Genomic DNA, 18,974 nt, shown 5'->3' on the forward strand with positions numbered 1-18,974 from the left:
CTCGGCACGGGCCGCGCCGAGACGGTGACGGAGGGTGTGGCGTCCAGTGTGGGCTCCGGGGGTGTGGCGACACGACGTACCGCTGTTGACAACGTGCGAGGTTAGGCTAACCTAACCCCCGCTACTGGTCGACCCCGGCCATCCCCTGATCGAAAGACGACACCATGCCCGATGCCCTGTCCGCCCGTCGCCTCTCCCGCCGTGGCCTGCTGGCCGCCGGTGGCGCCGCCACGCTGGCCGCCCTGCTCGCCGGCTGCGGCAAGGACGACGCCGCCAAGCCCGCCGCCGGCAACGGAGGCGGCCCGTGGTCGTTCACCGACGACCGCAACCAGAAGGTCGACGCGGCTGCCCGCCCGGCACGCGTGGTGGCCTTCACCGGCGTTGCGGCGGCCCTGGTCGATTTCGGCATCGACAAGCAGATCGTCGGCGTGTTCGGCGAGACCAAGCGCGCCGACGGCACGGCCGACCCGCAGGCCGGTGACCTGAACGTCGAGGCCGTGGAGATCCTCGGCAACGTGTGGGGCGAGTTCAGCCTGGAGAAGTACGCGGCGCTGCGCCCCGAGCTGCTGGTCACCCACATGTACGACCCGGACGCGCTCTGGTACGTGCCGGACGAGAGCAAGGCCAAGATCCTCCCGTTGGCGCCGAGCGTGGCGATCACCACCGCCCGGGTGCCGATGACCAAGCCGATCGAGCGGTACGCCGCACTGGCCGAGTCGCTCGGCGCGGACCTGTCCGCCAAGAAGGTCACCGACGCGAAGGCCCGCTTCGACGCCGCCTCCGAGGCGGTCCGCCAGGCGGTCAGGGCCAACCCGGGCATCAAGGTGATGGCCTGCTCCGGCAGTCCCGACCTGTTCTACGTCTCCAACCCCAAGGTGAGCACCGACCTGATGTACTTCGCCGAGCTGGGCGTCGACATCGTCGTTCCCACCAAGCTCGAAGCCGGCGACTACTTCGAGGCGCTCAGCTGGGAGAACACCGCCAAGTTCCCGGCCGACCTGCTCCTGCTGGACAACCGCAGCACCGCCCTGCAGCCCAAGGACCTCGTCGCCAAGCCCACCTGGCAGCAGCTGCCGGCGGTCAAGGCCAACCAGGTGACCCCGTGGGACGCGGTGCCCCGCTTCTCGTACGCCGGCGCCGCGCCGCTGCTGGAGAACCTCGCCACCGCCATCCGGAACGCGAAGAAGGTCAGCTGACGCCATGAGTACGAGCACCGTCGAACCCGTAGCCCTCCAGTACCGCTTCTTCGCCGCGCACGTCGTACGGGCCCGCCGGGTCGGTGCTTCCCTGATCCGGGTCACACTCGGCGGTGCGGAGCTGGCCGGTTTCGCCGGCGGCGGCCGGGACCAGAGCGTCTCGCTGTTCCTGCCGCACCCCGGGCAGGACGCGCCGGTGGTCCCGGTGGAGCGGGGCGAGGGCTGGTTCGGCGCCTGGCGGGCACTCCCGCCGGACGTCCGCGCGGTGATGCGCTCGTACACCATCCGGGAGCACCGCCCGGCCGCCGCGGAGGTGGACATCGACTTCGTCAGCCACGGCGACACCGGCCCCGCGTCCCGGTGGGCCGGCCAGGCCGGGCCCGGCGACCGGGTGCTGCTGCTCGGCCCGGCCGTGCACGACAACCGCAGCGTCTGCTTCCGCCCGCCGGACGACACGGACCTCGTCCTGCTGGCCGCCGACGAGACCGCGCTGCCGGCCGCCGCCGGCATCCTGGCCTGGCTGCCCGCCGGCACGCGGGTCCGCGCCTGGATCGAGGTGCCGGCGGCCGCCGACATCGTCGAGCTGCCCACCGAGGCCGACGCGGAGATCAAATGGATCGTGCGCGGCAGCACCCCGGCCGGCAGTGATTTGCTGGTCACCGCGGTCCGCGGCGCCCGGCTGCCCGCCGGCACCCCGTACGCCTGGATCGCCGGCGAGTCCGGCGCGGTGCGGGCGCTGCGCCGGCACCTGGTCGGCGAGCGGGGCATCGACCGCCGGCGGGTGACCTTCGCCGGCTACTGGCGGCGCGGGGCATCCGAGGAGGACCTGCGCGCCGAGGCGCTGGCCGACACCACCGCCTGAGCGGCGACCCAACCGAACGCAGCACGGCCCCCGGCGCGCGACCGCGCCGGGGGAGGGTTCCGGCTGCTCATTCGTCGAGAACGTGGAGGACACCCCGTGACCGTGCCGACGTACCCCGTCGAGACCACCGCACCGCCACCGGCTCCGGCCGCCGCTCCGGCCGCCGCGCGAGCCCAGCTGCTCCACGAAGGCTCGGTCGAGCAGTACCGGCGGACACTCGCCGCCGGCGTCGACCGGGTCGCCCGCCGGGTGGCCACCGTGGACCGTCCCGGCACCGGGATCACACCGGCCGAGCTGGCCCCCCTGGTGGACCGCGTCGACCTGGACCGGCCGCTCGGCGACGCCGGCGCCGCCCTCGACGAGCTGGAGGACGTCTACCTGCACGACGCCGTCTGGTTCCACCACCCCCGCTACCTCGCCCACCTCAACTGCCCGGTGGCCATCCCGGCGCTGCTCGGTGAGGCGGTGCTCACCGCGGTCAACTCCTCGCTGGACACCTGGGACCAGAGCGCCGGGGCCACCCTCATCGAGCGGCGGCTGATCGACTGGACGGCAACCCGGATCGGTCTCGGCCCGAACGCCGACGGTGTGTTCACCAGCGGTGGCAGCCAGTCCAACCTCCAGGCGCTGCTGCTGGCCCGGGAGGAGGCGTGCGTCGCCGCGACCGGCCCGGCCGAACGCGCCGACCTGCTGCCCCGGCTGCGCGTCATCACCTCCGCGGCGGGCCACTTCAGCGTGCAGAAGTCGGCCAAGCTGCTCGGCCTCGCACCAGACGCGGTGATCGCGGTGTCCACCGACGCGCAGCGGCGGATCCGGCCCGCCGCCGTCCGCGACGAGATCGCCCGCTGCCGGCAGGCCGGGCTGGTGGTGATGGCCGTCGTCGGCACCGCCGGCACCACCGACTTCGGCTCCATCGACCCGCTGGCCGAGCTGGCCGGGATCTGCGCGGCGGCCGGCGTCTGGCTGCACGTGGACGCCGCGTACGGCTGCGGTCTGCTGGTGTCGACGACCCGCCGGCACCTGCTCGACGGCATCGAGCGGGCCGACTCGGTGACCGTCGACTACCACAAGTCGTTCTTCCAGCCGGTCAGCTCCAGCGCGCTGCTGGTCCGGGACCGGCGGGCGCTGCGGCACGCCACCTACCACGCCGACTACCTCAACCCGGCGCGGATGGTGGAGCAGCGGATCCCCAACCAGGTCGACAAGAGCCTGCAGACCACCCGCCGCTTCGACGCCCTGAAGCTCTGGCTGACCCTGCGGGTGATGGGCCCGGACGCCCTCGGCGCGCTCTTCGACGAGGTGGTCGACCGGGCCGCCGACGCCTGGGAGCTGGTCAGCGAGGACCCCCGCTTCGAGGTGCTGACCCGCTCGTCACTGAGCACGGTGGTCTTCCGTTACCTGCCCACCGGCCCGGGTCGGGAGCTGGCCGACGCGGCCAACCTGCACGCCCGGGAGGCGCTGGCCGCCTCCGGCCTCGCGGTGGTCGCCGGCACCCGGGTGGACGGGCGGCACTTCCTGAAGTTCACCCTGCTCAACCCGGCCACGACCGTCGAGGACGTCGGGCACGTGCTCGAACTGATCGCGACCCACGCCGGCCGGTACGTGCACGACCGCACCGCCGCCGACCTGACCTGCCACGTCGGCTGATGCCGGCGACGACGAACCCGCGGCTGGAGGGCCGGATGTCCACCCACGACTTCATCGCCATCGGCCTGGGCCCGTACAACCTGGGCCTGGCCTGTCTCACCGCGCCGATCGACGAGCTGGACGGGGTGTTCCTGGAGGCCCGGCCGAGCCTGGCCTGGCACCCCGGCATGCTGCTGGAGTCGGCCCGGTTGCAGACGCCGTTCATCGCCGACCTGGTGAGCCTCGCCGACCCGACCTCGCCGTACTCCTTCCTCAACTACCTCAAGGAGATCGGGCGGCTCTACCCGTTCTACATCCGGGAGAGCTTCTACCCGCTGCGCAGCGAGTACGACGCCTACTGCCGATGGGCGGCGGCGAAGCTGCCGAACCTGCGCTTCGGCCAGTCGGTGACCACCGTGGAGTACGACGCCGCCGACGAGCACTACGTGGTGCGTGCCACCACCGGGGCGGGGGAGACGGTCGAGTACCGCGCCCGGCACCTGGTGCTCGGCACCGGCACCCCGCCGCACGTGCCCGCCGCCGTCGCCGGGCTGCCCGGCGACGCGGTGCACAACTCGCGCTACCTGGAGCATCGGGACGCGCTGCGGACCAGGCGCAGCATCACCGTGGTGGGCAGCGGCCAGAGTGCCGCCGAGATCTACCATGACCTGCTCGGCGACATCGACCGGTACGGCTACCAGCTCAACTGGGTGACCCGCTCGCCGCGGTTCTTCCCGCTCGAATACACGAAGCTCACGCTGGAGATGACCTCACCGGACTACGTGGACTACTTCCACGCGTTGCCCGAGGCGACCCGCTACCGGCTGGAGTCGGCGCAGAAGGGCCTGTTCAAGGGCATCAACGCCGACCTGATCAACGACATCTTCGACCTGCTCTACGCGCTCAGCATCGACGGGCCGGTGAACACCCGGCTGCTCACCAACACCGAGCTGACCAGCGCCGGCCACCACGACGGGGCGTACACGCTGGGGTTGCGCCAGGTGGAGCAGGAACGAGACTTCACGTTGCGGACCGAGGGCCTGGTGCTGGCCACCGGCTACCACTACCAGGTGCCGGAGTTCCTCACACCGGTGCGCGACCGGATCCGCTGGGACTCCCACGGCCGGTTCGACGTGGCCCGCAACTACAGCATCGACCACAGCGGTCGCGGCATCTTCCTGCAGAACGCGGGCACCCACACGCACAGCATCACCTCACCCGACCTGGGCATGGGCGCGTACCGCAACTCCTGGATCATCCGGGAGCTGCTGGGCCGGGAGTACTACCCGATCGAGAAGAGCATCACGTTCCAGGAGTTCGGCGCGCCCGCCGGGGTGGCGTCGTGACCGTGGTCTACACCCGCGTCGACGACCAGCTCGGCGAGTTCGCGTTGCGGACCCTCGACCCGGACGCCGACGCCGCGCTGCTGCACTCCTGGGTGACCCATCCGAAGGCGGCGTTCTGGCTGATGCAGGACGCCGACCTGGCGGGTGTCGCCGAGGAATACCGGCGCATCGCCGACCATCCGCACCACGACGCGTACCTCGGCCTGTGGCGGGGGGAACCCGCGTTCCTCGCCGAACGCTACGACCCGGCCCACGTCGAGCTGGTCGGCCTGTACGACGCCCAGCCGGGCGACGTGGGCATGCACTTCCTCTGCGCCCCCACGGGCACGCCGGCGCACGGCTTCACCCGCGCGGTGATCGGCACCGTCATGGCCTGGCTCTTCGCCGACCCGGCGACCCGCCGGGTGGTCGTCGAGCCGGACGTGCGCAACACCGCCGTGCACGCGCTGAACGCCGCCGTCGGCTTCGAGGTCGTCGGCACCATCGCCAAGCCCGAGAAGGACGCGCTGCTCAGCGTCTGCACGCGGGCCCGGTTCGCCGCCGCCGGGCGCGCCGCCACCACCCGAACCGAAGGAGCCCCGGCGTGACCGCCACCGCCGTCCCCACCCAGTCGTCCGCCGTCGTCCCGGCCGCCACCGCCGATCCGGTCGGGCACCTCACCCCGCAGCGGTGGGCCCGGGCCAACCGGCTGCTGGTCCGCAAGGCGCTCGCCGAGTTCACCCACGAGCGGCTGCTCACCCCGGAGCCCGTGCCGGCCGGTGACGACGACCGGCAGTGGTACGAGATCCGCAGCGACGACGGCACGGTCACCTACCGGTTCGCCGCACACGTGCTGGCCCTGGCGCACTGGCAGATCGACGCGGACAGCATCACCCGGCACCGCGACGGCACGTCGCTGCCGCCCGACGCGGTGGACCTGATCATCGAGCTGCGCGACACCCTCGGGCTCTCCCCGCGGGTGCTCCCGGTCTACCTGGAGGAGATCACCTCCACGCTGGCGGGCACCGCGTACAAGCTGTCCCGGTCACTGCCGTCCGCCGCCGAGCTGGCCGGGGCGGACTTCCAGACCATCGAGACGTCGATGACCGAGGGCCACCCCTGCTTCGTGGCCAACAACGGACGGCTCGGGTTCGGCGTCGACGAGTACCACCGGTACGCCCCGGAGGCCGCCGCGCCGGTCCGCCTGGAGTGGCTGGCCGCGCACCGGGACCACTCGACGTTCAGCAGCGCGGCCGACCTCGACTACGACGCGCTGATCGACGGTGAGCTGGACCCGGAGACCCGGGCGCGGTTCGCGGCCGGGATGGCCGACCTCGGCCTGGACCTCGCCGACTACCACCTGATCCCGGTGCATCCGTGGCAGTGGTGGAACAAGATGGCCGTCACCTTCGCCGGTGAGCTGGCCGAGCGCCGGCTGGTGCACCTCGGCCCGGGGCCGGACGCCTACCTGGCCCAGCAGTCCATCCGCACCTTCTTCAACGTCACCGAGCCGCGCCGGCACTACGTCAAGACGGCGCTGTCGGTGCTGAACATGGGCTTCATGCGTGGGCTCTCGGCCGCGTACATGGCGGCCACCCCGGCGATCAACGACTGGCTGGCCGAGCTGATCGCCGGCGACGAGGTGCTCGCCGGGACCGGGCTGACCGTCATCCGGGAGCGGGCCGCGGTGGGCTACCGGCACCGGCAGTACGAGGCGGCCACCGACCGCACCTCGCCGTACCGCAAGATGCTGGCCGCCCTGTGGCGGGAGAGCCCGGTGCCGAGCCTCGCGCCGGGGCGGCGGCTGTCCACGATGGCCGCGTTGCTGCACGTGGACAGCGACGGCGGCTCGCTGGCGGCGGCGCTGATCGCCCGGTCGGGCCTGGAGCCCGAGGTCTGGCTGCGCCGCTACCTGGACGCCTACCTGACCCCGCTGCTGCACAGCTTCTACGCCCACGACCTGGCGTTCATGCCGCACGGCGAGAACGTCATCCTGGTCCTCGACGAGCGGGACACCGTCGAGCGGGTGATCTTCAAGGACATCGCCGAGGAGATCGCGGTGATGAGCAGCGAGGTCGAACTGCCGGCAGAGGTGGAGCGGATCAGGGTCGAGGTGCCCGACGACACCAAACTGCTGAGCATCTTCACCGACGTGGTGGACTGCTTCCTGCGCCACCTCAACGCCGTGCTGGTCGAGGCGGGCGTGCTGGCCGAGGAGGACTTCTGGCGGACGGTCGCGGACTGTGCCACCGACTACCTGGACCGCGTGCCGCACCTGGCCGAGCGGGCCCGCCGCTACGACCTGTTCGCCCCGGAGTTCACGCTGTCCTGCCTCAACCGCCTTCAGCTCCGCGACAACCAGCAGATGATCGACCTGGCCGACCCGTCGGCCGCCCTGCAGTTCGTCGGCACCCTGGCCAACCCGCTCGCCCCGTACGCTCCGACCCGCTGACACCACAGGCCCGGTCGACGGTTCCTGACCGTCGACCGGGCCCGCGGTGTGAGACGCACGCGTATCCCCGCGACGCTGTCGCGCATGGTCCGGGCGCTCGCCGGCTGGTGCAATGGAGGCATGACTGATCCCGAGGTGACCGCCCGGTGCGCCGCCCATGGCGTGCGGACGGTGTGAGATGGGCTTCCTGCGTACCGCGAGCCTGTTCGCCGCGACCCTGACCACCGGCCTGACCGCCGGGTTGTTCGCCGCGTTCGCGTACGCGGTCATGCCGGGCCTGGGTCGTACCGACGACCGGACGCTGGTGCTCGCCATGCAGCGGATCAACGAGTCCATCCTGAACGGCTGGTTCGCCGTCTGCTTCGGCGGCGCGCTGGTGTTCACGCTGCTGGCGGCGGTGTCGCACCTGGGCGCCGGGCGCCGCGCGGTGCTGCCGTGGATCGTCGCCGCGCTGCTGCTGTACCTGGTGGTGCTCGGCGTCACGGCCGTCGTCAACGTGCCGCTCAACAACGTGCTGGCCCGCGCAGGCGACGTCGACCGGGTGGGTGACCTCGCCGCTCTGCGGGAGCGGTTCGAGGCGGCCTGGGTGCGCGGCAACGTAGTCCGGGCCGTGGCGTCGACCGGCGCGTTCGGGCTGCTCGCCTGGGCGCTGGTCGGGCTCGGCCGGCTGCCCGGCTGAGCCGTGCGGCAGCTCAGTCGGCCGTGCCGATCCGCCGGAACGCGCGGGCCAGCTGGACGAGATCGAAGCCCTCGAGGTGGTCCAGGAACCGTCGCCGTACGGCGGCCAGGTGGCTCGGCCAGGACTCCTCCAGTCGGGCGAGCCCGGCGGCGGTGAGAACGGCGTTCCAGCCGCGGGCGTCCTGCTCGCTGCGAACCCGTTCGACCAGGCCCTGGGTCTCCAGTCGAGTGATGGTGCGGGTCATCCCGCTGAGTGAGAGCTGGCACTCCGCGGCGAGTTCGTTCATGCGCATCTGCCGGCCCGGCGCCTCGGACAGGACGCGCAGCGCGGTGTACTCGGTCAGCGGTAGCTGACGGTCGCCGGTCATGTCGGCGTCGATGGCCCGAGGCAGGACGAACATCAGCTGGCCCAGGGCGCGGACCAGCGCCTCCTCGTCGGGGTTGAGCGGGCGGAGGGGTTCTGCGGAGTTGCCGGACATGCGTCCCATCCTAGTTGCTTGACTGAGCAAATGCTTGCCCTCGGTGTGACGGCAGCCACAGGGCGGAAACTTGCTTGACGAAGCAAGGAGTGGTTAGCGTTCTGGTCGCCAGGCTAGGACTTCTGAAAGGCGCCAACCATGACCAGGATCGGGATCATCCTCGGGAGCACCCGCCCGGGGCGTAACGGCGAAGCGGTCGCCCGCTGGGTGCTCGATGTCGCCAAGCAGCGCACCGACGCGGAGTTCGAGCTGATCGACCTGCTCGACTACAAGCTGCCGCACCTCGATGAGGCGTACCCGCCGTCGATGGGCCAATACACCCAGCCGCACACGCTGCGGTGGGCTGAGACGATCGCGTCGTTCGACGGGTTCGTGATGGTCACCCCCGAGTACAACCACTCGACCTCCGGCGCTCTGAAGAACGCCATCGACTTCCTCTACGCCGAGTGGAACAACAAGGCCGTCGGGTTCGTCAGCTACGGCTCTGTCGGCGGTGCCCGCGCGGTCGAGCACCTGCGGCTGATCTCCGGTGAGCTGCAGATGGCCGACGTCCGCTCCCAGGTGGCGCTGTCGCTCTTCACCGACTTCGAGAACTTCAGCGTCTTCAAGCCCAACGACCACCAGCGGGACGCGCTCGGCGCGACCCTCGACCAGGTCGTCGCCTGGAGCACCGCGCTCGCGCCGCTGCGCCAGCGCTGACCGTTCAGACCGGAGCCGGCCGCGGGATTCCTCCCCGCGGCCGGCTCAGCTCGTCGCGAGGTGGAGAGTGGTGCCGTCGGCGACGGCGCGGAGCTTGTCCGGGTTGGCGACGTTGCGGATCGTGGTGATGCGGCCGTCGGCGTCGATGTCGAAGGTGACGGTGGCGATCACCCGGCCCGCGCCGCTGAACACCAGGCCCGGCCCACCGTTGATCTCGATGAGGCCGGCACGCATGTCGTCGGGCGGGACGCCCTGGTAGGTGACGGTGCCGATCGCCGCGAACCAGGCGGCGACGGTCTCCGCGCCCACGACGGGACGCAGGGCCTGGCGGACCTTGCCGCCGCCGTCGGTCCACAACGTGACGTCGGGGGACAGCAACTCCATCAGGACGTTGATGTCACCGCCGGTCGCGGCGGCGAGGAACCGTTCGGTGACGCCGCGTTGCTGCGACCGGTCGGCCGGGAAGCGTGGCCGCCGGGCGCGCACGTGCTCCCGAGCACGGTGCGCGGCCTGGCGTACGGCGGCCTCGGAGCGTTCCACCGCCGCCCCGATCTCGGCATGGCTGAAGCCGAAGACCTCCCTCAGGACGAACACCGCGCGCTCGAGCGGGCTGAGCGTCTCCAACACCACCAGCATCGCCATCGACACCGACTCGGCGTCGGTGACGGCGTCCGCGGTGTCGCCGTCGGTCAGGACCGGCTCGGGAAGCCACGGCCCCACATAGGTCTCGCGTTGGTGCTGGCTGGAGCGCAGACGCTGCAGCGCGAGATTCGCCACGATGCGCGCCAGGTAGGCCCTGGGGTCGGCCACCTGGGAGCGGTCGGCCGCGGACCACCTGATCCACGCGTCCTGGACGGCGTCCTCCGCGTCGGCCGCCGAGCCGAGGATGCGGTAGGCCACCGAGAACAGCAGGTTGCGATGGCGCTGGAAGACGCCCTGGTCGGCGTCCGACCGCGGGCCGGTCACCGCGCGTCCCGGAGCCGGGTGAAGCGGCCACCGTGCGGCCAGAACGCGCCGGAGGCGGGCATCGTCAGCATGCGGCGGTAGGTCGGCCAGGGAGAGGCGCTCACCGTCTCCTTGTACCAGACCGCCGCGCGGCCGGTCAGACACACTCGGCGTGGGCTGTCGTCGGGGTGGGTGAACTGCACGACCGCATCGTTGCGACCCAGGCTCACCGGCGTGTGGTAGTAGCCGAAGCGGAACGCCCTGGGCTCCCTGCCGTGCAGGGAGCGGACGATCGACACCGCCGCGTGCACCCCGGTCGGCATGCCGCTCTGGCAGGTGCCGTGCAGGACGCCGTAGCCCTGGCGGATCGCCGCCGCGTCGCCGATCGCGTACACGTCGGGGTGCGACACCGACCGCAGGGTGGCGTCGGTGACGACCCGACCGCGTTGGTCGACGGTCAGGCCCGCGGCGGCCGCCAGCGGTGAGACCCGCGTACCACCCGTCCACAGGACGACGTCGGCCGCGACCGTCGCCCCGCCCGCCAGCTCGACCGAGTCGGGCAGCACCTTGGTCACCGCCGTCCCGCCGCGCACCTGGACACCGAGTCGATCGAGCGCGGCCCGCAGATACGCCCGGGCCCTGGGGTTCATGGTGGCGCCCGGTTCCTCCCGGCCGGCCAGGACGACGGTCAGGTGCGGGTACCGCTCGGCGATCTCCGCGGCCGACTCGACACCGGTGAGCCCACTGCCGACGACCACCACCGTGCCGTCGGCGAGCCGCGCCAGCCGGTCGGCCAGCACCGCCGCGTCCTGGGCGCTGTCCAGCGTGTACGCGTGGTCGTCGACACCGGGCACCAGCGACGTGTCGGCCACGCTGCCCAACCCGTACACCAGCGTGTCGTAGTGCAGCGTCCGGCTGTCGTCGATCCGGACGGTCCTCGCCTGCGCGTCCACCGCCGTGACCCAGCCTCGGACGAACGAGGCGCCGGTGTCCGCCAGGATCGCCGGGATGTCCATCTCGGCGAGCCGCTGCCCGGTCGCCGTCATGTGCAGCCGCAGCCGCTCGGTGAACCGTTCCTGCGCGTTCACCACCGTCACCCGGACGTCCCCGCGTCGCCTGGTACGGGCCGCGAGCTGGATGGCCGCGGCCATGCCCGCGTAGCCGGCGCCCAGCACCAGGACGCGGTGAGTGGGGGCGGTGCCGGGTTGGTGTGCTGTGCTCATCGTGGTGCCTCTCCGTGTGGGTTGACGACCACGAGATGCGTGGGGCCCCGCCGTCCGTGACACGGGGTCGGTGTGACGCCCGGCACAGCCGACGCGGAGCGGGTCGGCCCACTACCCTCGGCACCATGAGCCGACCTGTCGGCGACGTCCGGCCACCGCTGTGGCGGGATCGCACCTTCGGCACCTACTGGGTCGCGCAGTCGCTCTCCGCCGCCGGCGACTCGTTCGCCTACCTGGCCGTGCCGCTGCTGGTGCTCCAGGCGACCGGGTCGGTGGCCAAGATGGGCCTGCTCACCGCCGTGGCGGGTGCCGCGTCCGTCGCCGCCGGGATCTTCGGCGGGGTGCTGGTCGACCGGTACGACCGGCGCACCCTGATGATCGTGGCGGATCTGGCCCGGTTGGTCCTCTACGGCCTCGTGCCGCTGGCCTGGCTGGCCGGCCCGCAGGTCTGGTTGCTCTTCGTCGTCCTGCCGGTCTGCGAGGCAGCGGGAATGGTGTTCCAGGTCGCCGCGGTGACCGCCGTTCGCAACCTGGTCGACCGGGACCGGATCACCGAGGCCAACGGCCGGTTGCAGGCGACCTTCGCGGCGGCGGCCGTGGTCGGGCCGCTGCTCGCCGGCGTGGTGTCGGCCCGGTTCGGCCCGGCGACGGCGATCGCCGTCAACGCGGCGAGCTTCGCGCTCTCCGCGGCCGGTCTGCGGCTGATCCGACTGCGACCCGTCCGGGCCGACGACGCCGCCCCGCTGGCCCGGCAGCGGCCGCTCGCCGAGTTCCTGGCCGGGGCGCGGTTCCTGTGGCGCCAGCCCGTGCTCCGCGCGCTGACCGTCCTGCTGTCGGTCTTCATCTTCCTGACCTACGGCTTCACGGACGTGCTGATCTACCATGTCACGCACGACCTCGACGGGTCCGAGGGCACCGTCGGTACGGTGCTGGGCCTGGCGGCGGTCGGCACGGTCGCCGGGGCGCTGCTGGTGGCCCCCCTGCGCCGTCGGCGCGGCTTCGGCGTCACGTGGATTGGCGCGCACGCGGTCTGCGGTCTGGCCGTGGCGGGCGTCGGCCTCGCGACGACCGTGCCGGCGGTCACCGCGCTGACCGCGGTGTACCTGTGCTGCCTGAGCGTGGGCGGCATCTGCTCGATGTCGCTGCGCCAGGAGATCACGCCCGACCATCTGCTCGGCCGGGTCACCTCGGCGTTCTGGAGCACGCACTACGCCCTCGGGCCGGCCGGCGCAGTGGTGCTGACCTGGGCCGCCGCTCGGTACGGCGTCGCGGCGGTCACCGTCGTGGCGGGGGCCGGATGTCTGCTGGTCGCGGTGGGCGGCCTGTTCACCCCGATCCGCCGGGCCGGTGCGGAGCCGGCCCTCGGGCCGCCGGGACTCCAATCGGCCCCGGTCGGCGGCACCGTCAGTGGTTGAGACGCTCAGTGCCGCCACGGCCCCCGGGCGGGCGGGTCAGCCGGGTCAGAATTCCTGGTACATGACGTGCAGGCCGACCCGGCCGAGGGTGGGATGGCGGAACGCGCCCCGCACCGTGCCGACCACCTCGAAGCCCTCCCGCCGGTACAGCTCCACGGCCGACCGGTTGCACTCCACCACGGCGTTGAACTGCATGCCGGCGTACCCCTGTTGGCGTGCCCAGGCCAGCGCGTCGCGGCACAGCGCGGTGCCCACGCCGCGGCCCCGGGCGTCCGCGGCGACCATGAAGCTCGCCGTGGACACGTGCGCGCCCGGCCCCGGACGGTTGGTGCCCATCTTCGCGGTGCCGAGCACCCGCTCGCCGTCCACCGCGACGACGGTCCGCCCCGGCGCCGCCTCCGCCCACATGCCGTACGACTGCTCGGCGGTCATCGCGGGGTCGTAGGGAAACGTCTCCTGTGCCCGGATCACCTCCTCGATGATCGGCCACACCTGCGACCAGTCCTGGTCGACGAACGTCCGAATCTGCACCGGGGCAGGTTACGGGCGGTGACGTGGGCCGACAACGGGGTTTCTGCCCGACCCGGCGGGGCGTTCAGCCCGCGTCGAGCGCCGCGATCTCCGCGGCCAGCAGCGCCGCGAGCCGGTCGTGCCGATGCGGGTGGCTGTCAACGGTCATTCCGCGGCTGGGCATCTCCACCGTCATCAGCAGGTACAGGTGCAGCCGGTAGAGGCCCAGGCGGCGGCGCGCCGAGGCGTCCAGCACCAGTGGCTCGGCGGTGGCGGCGCGGTAGCCGCGCAGCAGCGGATGCTCCGGGTCGTCCTCGATCCGCCGGTACAGCAGCGGGGAGACCAGGTCCAGCAGCGGATCGCCGTGCAGGAACCGTTCGCCGTCCACCAGTCCGCTGAGCCGCGGCCGGCCGTCCGGATCGGGTGCGGTCAACACGTTGCCGTCCCAGCAGTCGAAGTGCAGCAGGGCCGGACGGCGTACCTCGTCCAGCACGCCGGCGTGCCGCCCGACCAGGGCGCGCAACCGGTCCGGGGCGACCGGCAGTCGGACGGCCCAGTCGGTGGCGTCGTCGAGCAGCGCGTCGAGCATCGCGGTGAACGCCGCCCGCCAGGTCGACCCGCTGGCCCGGCCGCCGTCGTAACCGAACCGGTCGCCGGTGATCCGGTGCAGCGCGGCGAGAGCCGCCCCGAGGTCGTACCGCGCCGGACCGTCGTCGACCGACGCGTCGGCCTCGGCCAGCTCGCTCAGCGACCGGCCGGGCAGCATCCCGGTGACCAGCCACTCGCCGTACGCGGGATCGGTGCCGTGGTGCAGCACCGGGGGAACGGGCACCTGCGGCGCCCGCTCGGCGACCAGCCGGAAGTACCGCGCCTCGGCCGCGCACAGCCCGCGTTCGTACCGCAGCAACCGCGTCCCGGACGGTGGGGCGAGCTTCACCACCACCCGGCGGTCGTCGTCCAGCAGCACCCACCAGACCGTGGCGTACCCGCCGCCGGTGAGCGGGCCGCAGTCCCGGACCCGGGCCTGCGGCCCGAACGACGCGCGGACCAGGTAGGCCACGTCGTCCGTCGTGAGGGGACGCTGGGTGGGGCTGACCACGGTCACGGCGCGGCGTCACCTCGCCGCGCCCGTGGCGCCGCGCCTGCCGTGTCCCGCTGCGGGTGTGGGGCGGGGCCGGCGGTGTCCCGGCGGACCAGCTCGGCGGGGAGCACCTCGACCCGGGGCGCCGGCGCCCCGGCGCCGAGCACCAGGGACATCGCACGGACTCCCATGTCGACCAGCGGCAGGCGCACGGTGGTCAACGCCGGTGTCACGTCCCGGGCGATCGGCATGTCGTCGAAGCCGACCACCGAGATCCGCTGCGGCACGGGCAGCGAACGGGCCCGCAGGGTGGCGAGCGCGCCGATGGCCATCGAGTCGTTGAGCGCCACGATCGCGGTCAGCTCGGGGTCGGCGTCCAGCAGCCGGGCGGTGGCCTCGGCGCCGCCGTCGCGGTCGAACTCGGCGTACCGGATCCGCTGTTCGGGCAGGTCGAGGCCCTGCTCGGTGAGGGCCTGCCGGAGCCCGGCCAGCCGGTCGGTGGTGGTGGTGAGGATGCGCGGGCCGGCCACCACGCCGATGGCCCGGTGCCCCAGCTCGCACAGCTCCCGCCCGGCGAGGTAGCCCCCGGCCCGGTTGTCGGGCATCACCGCGTCGCCGGAGTGCTCGTGGCGGCCGATCACCACGACCCGCCCACCGGTCGCCTCGTACGCGGCGAGCTTCTCGTTGAGCTGCCGGGTGAACGCCGCGTCGTGGTAGCCCGAGCCGGCCAGGATCAGCGCGGCCACCTGGTGGCCCCGCAGCAGCTCCACGTACTCCAACTCGCGGTCCGGGTCCCGGTAGCTGTTGCAGATCATCAGCAGCCGGCCCTGGTCGGTGGCGACCCGCTGCAGCCCTCGCGTGATCTCGGCGAAGTACGGGTCGGAGACGTCGTGCACGATCACGCCGACCGCGCTGCGGTGCGAGCGGGCCAGCAGTTGGGCGTGGGCGTTCGGCACGTACTGCAACTCGGCGACGGCGGCGAGCACCCGCTCGCGCAGCTCGTCGGTGACCGGCTTGCTGCTGCCGTTGATCACGCGGGAGGCGGTCGCGGGCGAGACGCCCGCACGCCGGGCCACGTCGGACAGGGTCGCCATGGCCCGCCCCCTCGATCTGTTGACGGCGTTTCGTCATGCCGGCTAGCGTCACGGTACCGCAGAGAAAGCCCTTTCCCGCAGGGAGGCCCGGCCGTGTCCGATCGCTTCGCGGTGCTCCAACTCGACGACCTTCCCACCAGGCGATGCTCCTGCGGCACCACCCGCCGGGGCTTCATCGCCGAGAGCGACGGCCAGGCCAGCGTGCACCTCCTACAGGTGCAGGACGCGGTCACGCACCACCACCGGATCGCCACCGAGTACTACATCGTGCTGGCCGGTGAGGGCGAGGTCGAGCTGGACGGGGTCCGCCACCCGGCCCGACCGATGTCCGCGTTCCTGATCAAGCCGGGATGCCGGCACCGGGCCATCGGCGACCTCACGGTGCTGCTGGTGTCGCTGCCGGCGGCGGACGACACCGACGAGTACTTCGATGCCTGACCGGTCGGCCCCGCTGCCCGGCGGGATCGGGGTGTCCCGGCTGCGCGTCTACGACACCGTGGCACCCGACGGTGTGGTCGGCGGCACCCCGCACGTGCACCTGTGCTGCACCGAGGGGTACGTGGTGACCGGCGGCGAGGGCGCCGTGCAGACCCTCACCGCCGCCGGCCACCGGGAGACCCCGCTGCGGCCGGGCGCGGTGGTCTGGTTCGAGCCGGGCACCGTGCACCGGCTGGTCAACGGCGGCGGGCTGACCATTGTGGTGCTGATGCAGAACAGCGGCCTGCCCGAGGCCGGTGACGCCGTGCTCACGTTCCCGCCCGAGGTGCTGGCCGACCCGGCCGCGTACGCCGCCGCCGCGGCGCTGCCCGGCGGGGGAGCGCCAGGCGCCGACGTGACCGCCGCGTACCGGCGGCGGGACCTGGCGGTGACCGGCTTCGAGGCGTTGCGGGCCGGAGGGCCCACGGCGCTGGCCGCGTTCCACTCCGCCGCGGTGGCACTGCGCCAGCCACTGCTGGCGCGTTGGCGGGAGCGCTGGGCGGCGGGCGCGGGCCGGGCCGCCGCCGACACGGGCGAGCAGCTCGACGCCCTCGGCCGAGGCGACGCCGGGCACCTGGGAGAGGCGGCGGTGTACGCGGTGGACGAACCGGTCGAGCGCGGCCGCCTGGGCATGTGCGGCCTGCTCGACACCTATCCGGCGGCCGTCTGACGCCACCGTCGCCCACATCGGACCGTCTGCGCTGAATTCGGGGTGTGCAGAGGGAGGGGACGGCCCGGATTCCAGGAGACCGAGTCGATCTCGGGACCACCATCGGGGGCGGGGCCGGGGCGGCGCCGGAACAGATCGAGGAAAGGCCTTGCCTGGCGTCGGGGTGCCGCCTACGCTCCAGGAAAGCGTTTGCCTGATACGCCGACCGGCCCGGTCCGCGGGTGTCGTGCCGGGTCCCGAGGAGGTTCCGCGTGACCGAGAACGCTCTGGACACGGCGGGCCGCAAGGCCGCCGCCGCGACGGCGGCCGGTGAATCCGCCGTACCGGCCGGCAACTCGTCGACCGGCGGACCCGGGCCGTCCACCGTGGCCGGTCCGCCACCCGGCGTCGGTGGTCGCCCGCCGCGACCGACGCTCGGCCGGCGGGCGCTGGGCCTCGCCGACTCACTGTGGCGGCCGGCGCTGGTGCTGGCGGCGTTCTTCGCCGCCTGGTGGTTCGTCGCCGCCCAGGAGTACGTGCCCAACTACCTGGTGCCCACGCCCGTCCAGGTCTGGACCACGATGACCGACCAGTGGTCCGAGCTGGCCCGGCACACGCTGGTCACGCTCTACGAGACGGTGGTCGGCTTCGTGCTGGCCGCCGCGCTGGGGCTGGCGGCAGCGGTGGCCATCGCCTACTCGCGCACCCTGGACAAGGCGCTCTACCCGATCGTCCTGTTCGCACAGGTCATCCCGAAGATCGCCATCGCGCCGCTGCTGGTGGTCTGGTTCGGTCTCGGTTTCACCCCGAAGATCATCCTGGCCGTGCTCATCGCGTTCTTCCCGGTGGTCATCTCCGGCGTGGCCGGGCTGCGCTCCACCGACCCGGAGCTGCTCGACCTCGCCGCCACGATGGGCGCCGGGCCGTGGCGCACCTTCCGCAAGATCCGATTCCCGAACGCGCTGCCACACCTGATGGCCGGCCTCAAGGTGGCGGTCACCCTCGCGGTGGTCGGCGCCGTGGTCGGCGAGTTCGTCGGCGCCAGCGAAGGGCTCGGTTACGTCCTGTTGCTGGCCAACGGCAACCTCGACTCCGCGCTCCTCTTCGCCGACCTGATCCTGATGTCCGGCATCGGCATCGTCCTGTTCGTCCTGGTCGAGATCGCCGAGGCACTGCTCATTCCCTGGCACGCCAGCCGTCGGGCCGGCGTACCACTCACCACCTCCTGACCGACCCCATCACGGAGGCACCGATGAAACGCACCGCCACCACCATCCTGGCCACCGTCGCCCTGCTCCTCGCCGCCACCGGCTGCGGCGGCGGCGACTCCTCCGACACCGGCGCCGGCGGCAACAAGGAAGTCACCCTCACGCTCAACTGGGTGCCCTACGGCGAGCACGCCCCGTTCTACTACGGGCTGCAGAAGGGCTACTACACCGCCGAGGGCATCGACCTGAAGATCCTGCCCGGCAACGGCTCGGGCAACACCATCAAGCAGGTCGCCCAGAAGCAGACCGACTTCGGCTGGGCCGACAGCCCGGTGCTGCTCAAGTCGGTGGCCACCGGCATGCCGGTCCGCAGCCTCGGCGCCTACCTGGAGAAGGGCCCGTCCTCGGTGGAGTTCTTCACCGAGGAGAACATCAAGACCCCGGCGGACCTCAAGGGCAAGACCGTCGGCGGCACCCCCGGCGACGCCCTCTACGCGACCTTCCCCGCCTGGCTGGAGAAGAACGGCGTCAAACAGAGCGACGTCAAGGTCGTCAACGTGGACGCCGCCGGCAAGATCGCCGCGCTGGCCGAGGGCAAGGTCGACGCCATCATGGGCTTCTTCCACGACCAGGCGCCCACCATCGAGAACCGGACCAGCAAGAAGGTCGACGTGCTGCTCTTCGCCGACTACGGGATGAACCTGCTCGGCACCGGCCTGATCGCCAACACCCAGACCCTGCAGAAGGACCCGGAGCTGGCCCGCAAGTTCGTCCGGGCTACCCAGAAGTCCTGGGCCGACGCCGCTCGCGACCCGGCCGGCGCGGTGAGCGCGATGAGCGCGCTGGCCGAGAACGAGCCCCCGGCCGAGGTGCTCACCAAGCAACTCACCCTCGTCCTGCCGCTGATCGGTGCCGAAGGCCCGCCCGGGGTGAACACCGAGGCCCAGTGGACCGAGACCATCGACCTGATGTCCCGCTACGCGGAGCTGAAGGACCCGGGCGCGCCCAACGCGTACTGGGACGCCTCCTACGCGGCCCAGGGGTGACCCGGTGAC

19 protein-coding genes are annotated in these 18,974 nt (G+C 72.5%); 13 read left to right on the forward strand and 6 right to left on the reverse strand.

Translation table 11 applies throughout. From position 1 onward, the window contains the following. Positions 1–164 precede the first annotated feature (164 nt). From M8C17_RS06355 to M8C17_RS06385, 7 genes are all read left to right on the forward strand, one after another. The gene (locus M8C17_RS06355; RefSeq protein ID WP_252415450.1) at positions 165–1,196 is read left to right on the forward strand and encodes an ABC transporter substrate-binding protein; all 1,032 of its coding nucleotides are present in this window, start codon (positions 165–167) and stop codon (positions 1,194–1,196) included. Between the two features lie 4 nt (positions 1,197–1,200). Continuing rightward, the gene (locus M8C17_RS06360) at positions 1,201–2,058 is read left to right on the forward strand and encodes a siderophore-interacting protein (RefSeq protein WP_252415451.1); all 858 of its coding nucleotides are present in this window, start codon (positions 1,201–1,203) and stop codon (positions 2,056–2,058) included. A 96-nt stretch (positions 2,059–2,154) separates the two neighbouring features. Then, positions 2,155–3,705, forward strand: coding sequence for an aspartate aminotransferase family protein (locus M8C17_RS06365; RefSeq protein ID WP_374557351.1), 1,551 nt, complete (start codon positions 2,155–2,157; stop codon positions 3,703–3,705). A gap of 35 nt (positions 3,706–3,740) precedes the next feature. Continuing rightward, entirely contained in the window at positions 3,741–5,030 is a 1,290-nt protein-coding gene (locus tag M8C17_RS06370; RefSeq protein WP_252415746.1) for a lysine N(6)-hydroxylase/L-ornithine N(5)-oxygenase family protein, read from the forward strand. Then, a complete protein-coding gene (locus tag M8C17_RS06375) occupies positions 5,027–5,617 on the forward strand; it encodes a GNAT family N-acetyltransferase (protein WP_252415452.1) in 591 nt (196 codons plus the stop codon). Before M8C17_RS06370 ends, M8C17_RS06375 begins: the two co-directional genes overlap by 4 nt. Continuing rightward, positions 5,614–7,461: an IucA/IucC family siderophore biosynthesis protein gene (locus M8C17_RS06380; RefSeq protein ID WP_252415453.1), complete on the forward strand. Its 1,848-nt coding sequence runs from the start codon at positions 5,614–5,616 to the stop codon at positions 7,459–7,461. The genes M8C17_RS06375 and M8C17_RS06380 overlap by 4 nt, the downstream gene beginning before the upstream one ends. 178 nt (positions 7,462–7,639) lie before the next feature. Beyond that, positions 7,640–8,140 (forward strand): DUF1772 domain-containing protein, encoded by a 501-nt coding sequence (locus M8C17_RS06385; RefSeq protein WP_252415454.1) that lies wholly within the window; start codon positions 7,640–7,642, stop codon positions 8,138–8,140. Between the two features lie 13 nt (positions 8,141–8,153). Here M8C17_RS06385 and M8C17_RS06390 read toward each other — a convergent pair whose 3' ends face one another. Continuing rightward, positions 8,154–8,618 carry a MarR family winged helix-turn-helix transcriptional regulator gene (locus tag M8C17_RS06390; RefSeq protein ID WP_252415455.1) on the reverse strand — a complete coding sequence of 155 codons (465 nt, stop codon included), beginning with the start codon at positions 8,616–8,618 and terminating at the stop codon, positions 8,154–8,156. Between the two features lie 138 nt (positions 8,619–8,756). Between M8C17_RS06390 and M8C17_RS06395 the strand changes: the two genes are divergently transcribed. Beyond that, complete coding sequence (locus tag M8C17_RS06395) at positions 8,757–9,317, forward strand: NADPH-dependent FMN reductase (protein ID WP_252415456.1); 561 nt, start codon at positions 8,757–8,759, stop codon at positions 9,315–9,317. Positions 9,318–9,362: 45 nt separating this feature from the next. Here the strand turns inward: M8C17_RS06395 and M8C17_RS06400 are convergent, their stop codons facing one another. After that, positions 9,363–10,283: an RNA polymerase sigma-70 factor gene (locus tag M8C17_RS06400; RefSeq protein WP_252415457.1), complete on the reverse strand. Its 921-nt coding sequence runs from the start codon at positions 10,281–10,283 to the stop codon at positions 9,363–9,365. Next, on the reverse strand, positions 10,280–11,485 hold the full coding sequence (locus tag M8C17_RS06405) for an NAD(P)/FAD-dependent oxidoreductase (RefSeq protein ID WP_252415458.1): 1,206 nt from the start codon (positions 11,483–11,485) through the stop codon (positions 10,280–10,282). The genes M8C17_RS06400 and M8C17_RS06405 overlap by 4 nt, the downstream gene beginning before the upstream one ends. Before the next feature lie 125 nt (positions 11,486–11,610). Here M8C17_RS06405 and M8C17_RS06410 point away from each other — a divergent pair, with 125 nt between their 5' ends. Next, a complete protein-coding gene (locus M8C17_RS06410) occupies positions 11,611–12,900 on the forward strand; it encodes an MFS transporter (RefSeq protein WP_252415459.1) in 1,290 nt (429 codons plus the stop codon). 45 nt (positions 12,901–12,945) lie between these two features. Here the strand turns inward: M8C17_RS06410 and M8C17_RS06415 are convergent, their stop codons facing one another. The 3 genes from M8C17_RS06415 to M8C17_RS06425 form a co-directional block, all read right to left on the reverse strand. Next, a complete protein-coding gene (locus M8C17_RS06415) occupies positions 12,946–13,431 on the reverse strand; it encodes a GNAT family N-acetyltransferase (protein ID WP_252415460.1) in 486 nt (161 codons plus the stop codon). 64 nt (positions 13,432–13,495) lie between these two features. Next, positions 13,496–14,515, reverse strand: a complete 1,020-nt coding sequence (locus M8C17_RS06420; protein WP_252415461.1) for a phosphotransferase — start codon at positions 14,513–14,515, stop codon at positions 13,496–13,498. Further along, positions 14,512–15,585: a LacI family DNA-binding transcriptional regulator gene (locus M8C17_RS06425; RefSeq protein WP_252415462.1), complete on the reverse strand. Its 1,074-nt coding sequence runs from the start codon at positions 15,583–15,585 to the stop codon at positions 14,512–14,514. The genes M8C17_RS06420 and M8C17_RS06425 overlap by 4 nt, the downstream gene beginning before the upstream one ends. Positions 15,586–15,678: 93 nt before the next feature. Between M8C17_RS06425 and M8C17_RS32120 the strand changes: the two genes are divergently transcribed. The 4 genes from M8C17_RS32120 (at position 15,679) to M8C17_RS06445 (ending at position 18,965) form a co-directional block, all read left to right on the forward strand. After that, positions 15,679–16,023, forward strand: coding sequence for a cupin domain-containing protein (locus M8C17_RS32120; protein WP_252415463.1), 345 nt, complete (start codon positions 15,679–15,681; stop codon positions 16,021–16,023). Next, a complete protein-coding gene (locus tag M8C17_RS06435; RefSeq protein WP_252415464.1) occupies positions 16,016–16,732 on the forward strand; it encodes a cupin domain-containing protein in 717 nt (238 codons plus the stop codon). The genes M8C17_RS32120 and M8C17_RS06435 overlap by 8 nt, the downstream gene beginning before the upstream one ends. A 251-nt stretch (positions 16,733–16,983) precedes the next feature. Then, positions 16,984–17,940: an ABC transporter permease gene (locus tag M8C17_RS06440; protein WP_252415465.1), complete on the forward strand. Its 957-nt coding sequence runs from the start codon at positions 16,984–16,986 to the stop codon at positions 17,938–17,940. A 23-nt stretch (positions 17,941–17,963) separates the two neighbouring features. Beyond that, positions 17,964–18,965: an ABC transporter substrate-binding protein gene (locus M8C17_RS06445; RefSeq protein ID WP_252415466.1), complete on the forward strand. Its 1,002-nt coding sequence runs from the start codon at positions 17,964–17,966 to the stop codon at positions 18,963–18,965. Positions 18,966–18,974 lie beyond the last annotated feature (9 nt).

Source organism: Micromonospora sp. RHAY321 (assembly GCF_023896955.1).
GTDB lineage: Bacteria > Actinomycetota > Actinomycetes > Mycobacteriales > Micromonosporaceae > Micromonospora.

What these genes read in the sequence shown, in the direction of transcription:
- M8C17_RS06425 (WP_252415462.1), bottom strand. Translation starts at nt 15,585, where the DNA reads ATGGCGACCCTGTCCGACGTGGCCCGGCGTGCGGGCGTCTCGCCCGCG.
- M8C17_RS06360 (WP_252415451.1), top strand. Translation starts at nt 1,201, where the DNA reads ATGAGTACGAGCACCGTCGAACCCGTAGCCCTCCAGTACCGCTTCTTC.
- M8C17_RS06410 (WP_252415459.1), top strand. Translation starts at nt 11,611, where the DNA reads ATGAGCCGACCTGTCGGCGACGTCCGGCCACCGCTGTGGCGGGATCGC.
- M8C17_RS06390 (WP_252415455.1), bottom strand. Translation starts at nt 8,618, where the DNA reads ATGTCCGGCAACTCCGCAGAACCCCTCCGCCCGCTCAACCCCGACGAG.
- M8C17_RS06395 (WP_252415456.1), top strand. Translation starts at nt 8,757, where the DNA reads ATGACCAGGATCGGGATCATCCTCGGGAGCACCCGCCCGGGGCGTAAC.
- M8C17_RS06445 (WP_252415466.1), top strand. Translation starts at nt 17,964, where the DNA reads ATGAAACGCACCGCCACCACCATCCTGGCCACCGTCGCCCTGCTCCTC.
- M8C17_RS06405 (WP_252415458.1), bottom strand. Translation starts at nt 11,485, where the DNA reads ATGAGCACAGCACACCAACCCGGCACCGCCCCCACTCACCGCGTCCTG.
- M8C17_RS06435 (WP_252415464.1), top strand. Translation starts at nt 16,016, where the DNA reads ATGCCTGACCGGTCGGCCCCGCTGCCCGGCGGGATCGGGGTGTCCCGG.
- M8C17_RS06385 (WP_252415454.1), top strand. Translation starts at nt 7,640, where the DNA reads ATGGGCTTCCTGCGTACCGCGAGCCTGTTCGCCGCGACCCTGACCACC.
- M8C17_RS06355 (WP_252415450.1), top strand. Translation starts at nt 165, where the DNA reads ATGCCCGATGCCCTGTCCGCCCGTCGCCTCTCCCGCCGTGGCCTGCTG.
- M8C17_RS06370 (WP_252415746.1), top strand. Translation starts at nt 3,741, where the DNA reads ATGTCCACCCACGACTTCATCGCCATCGGCCTGGGCCCGTACAACCTG.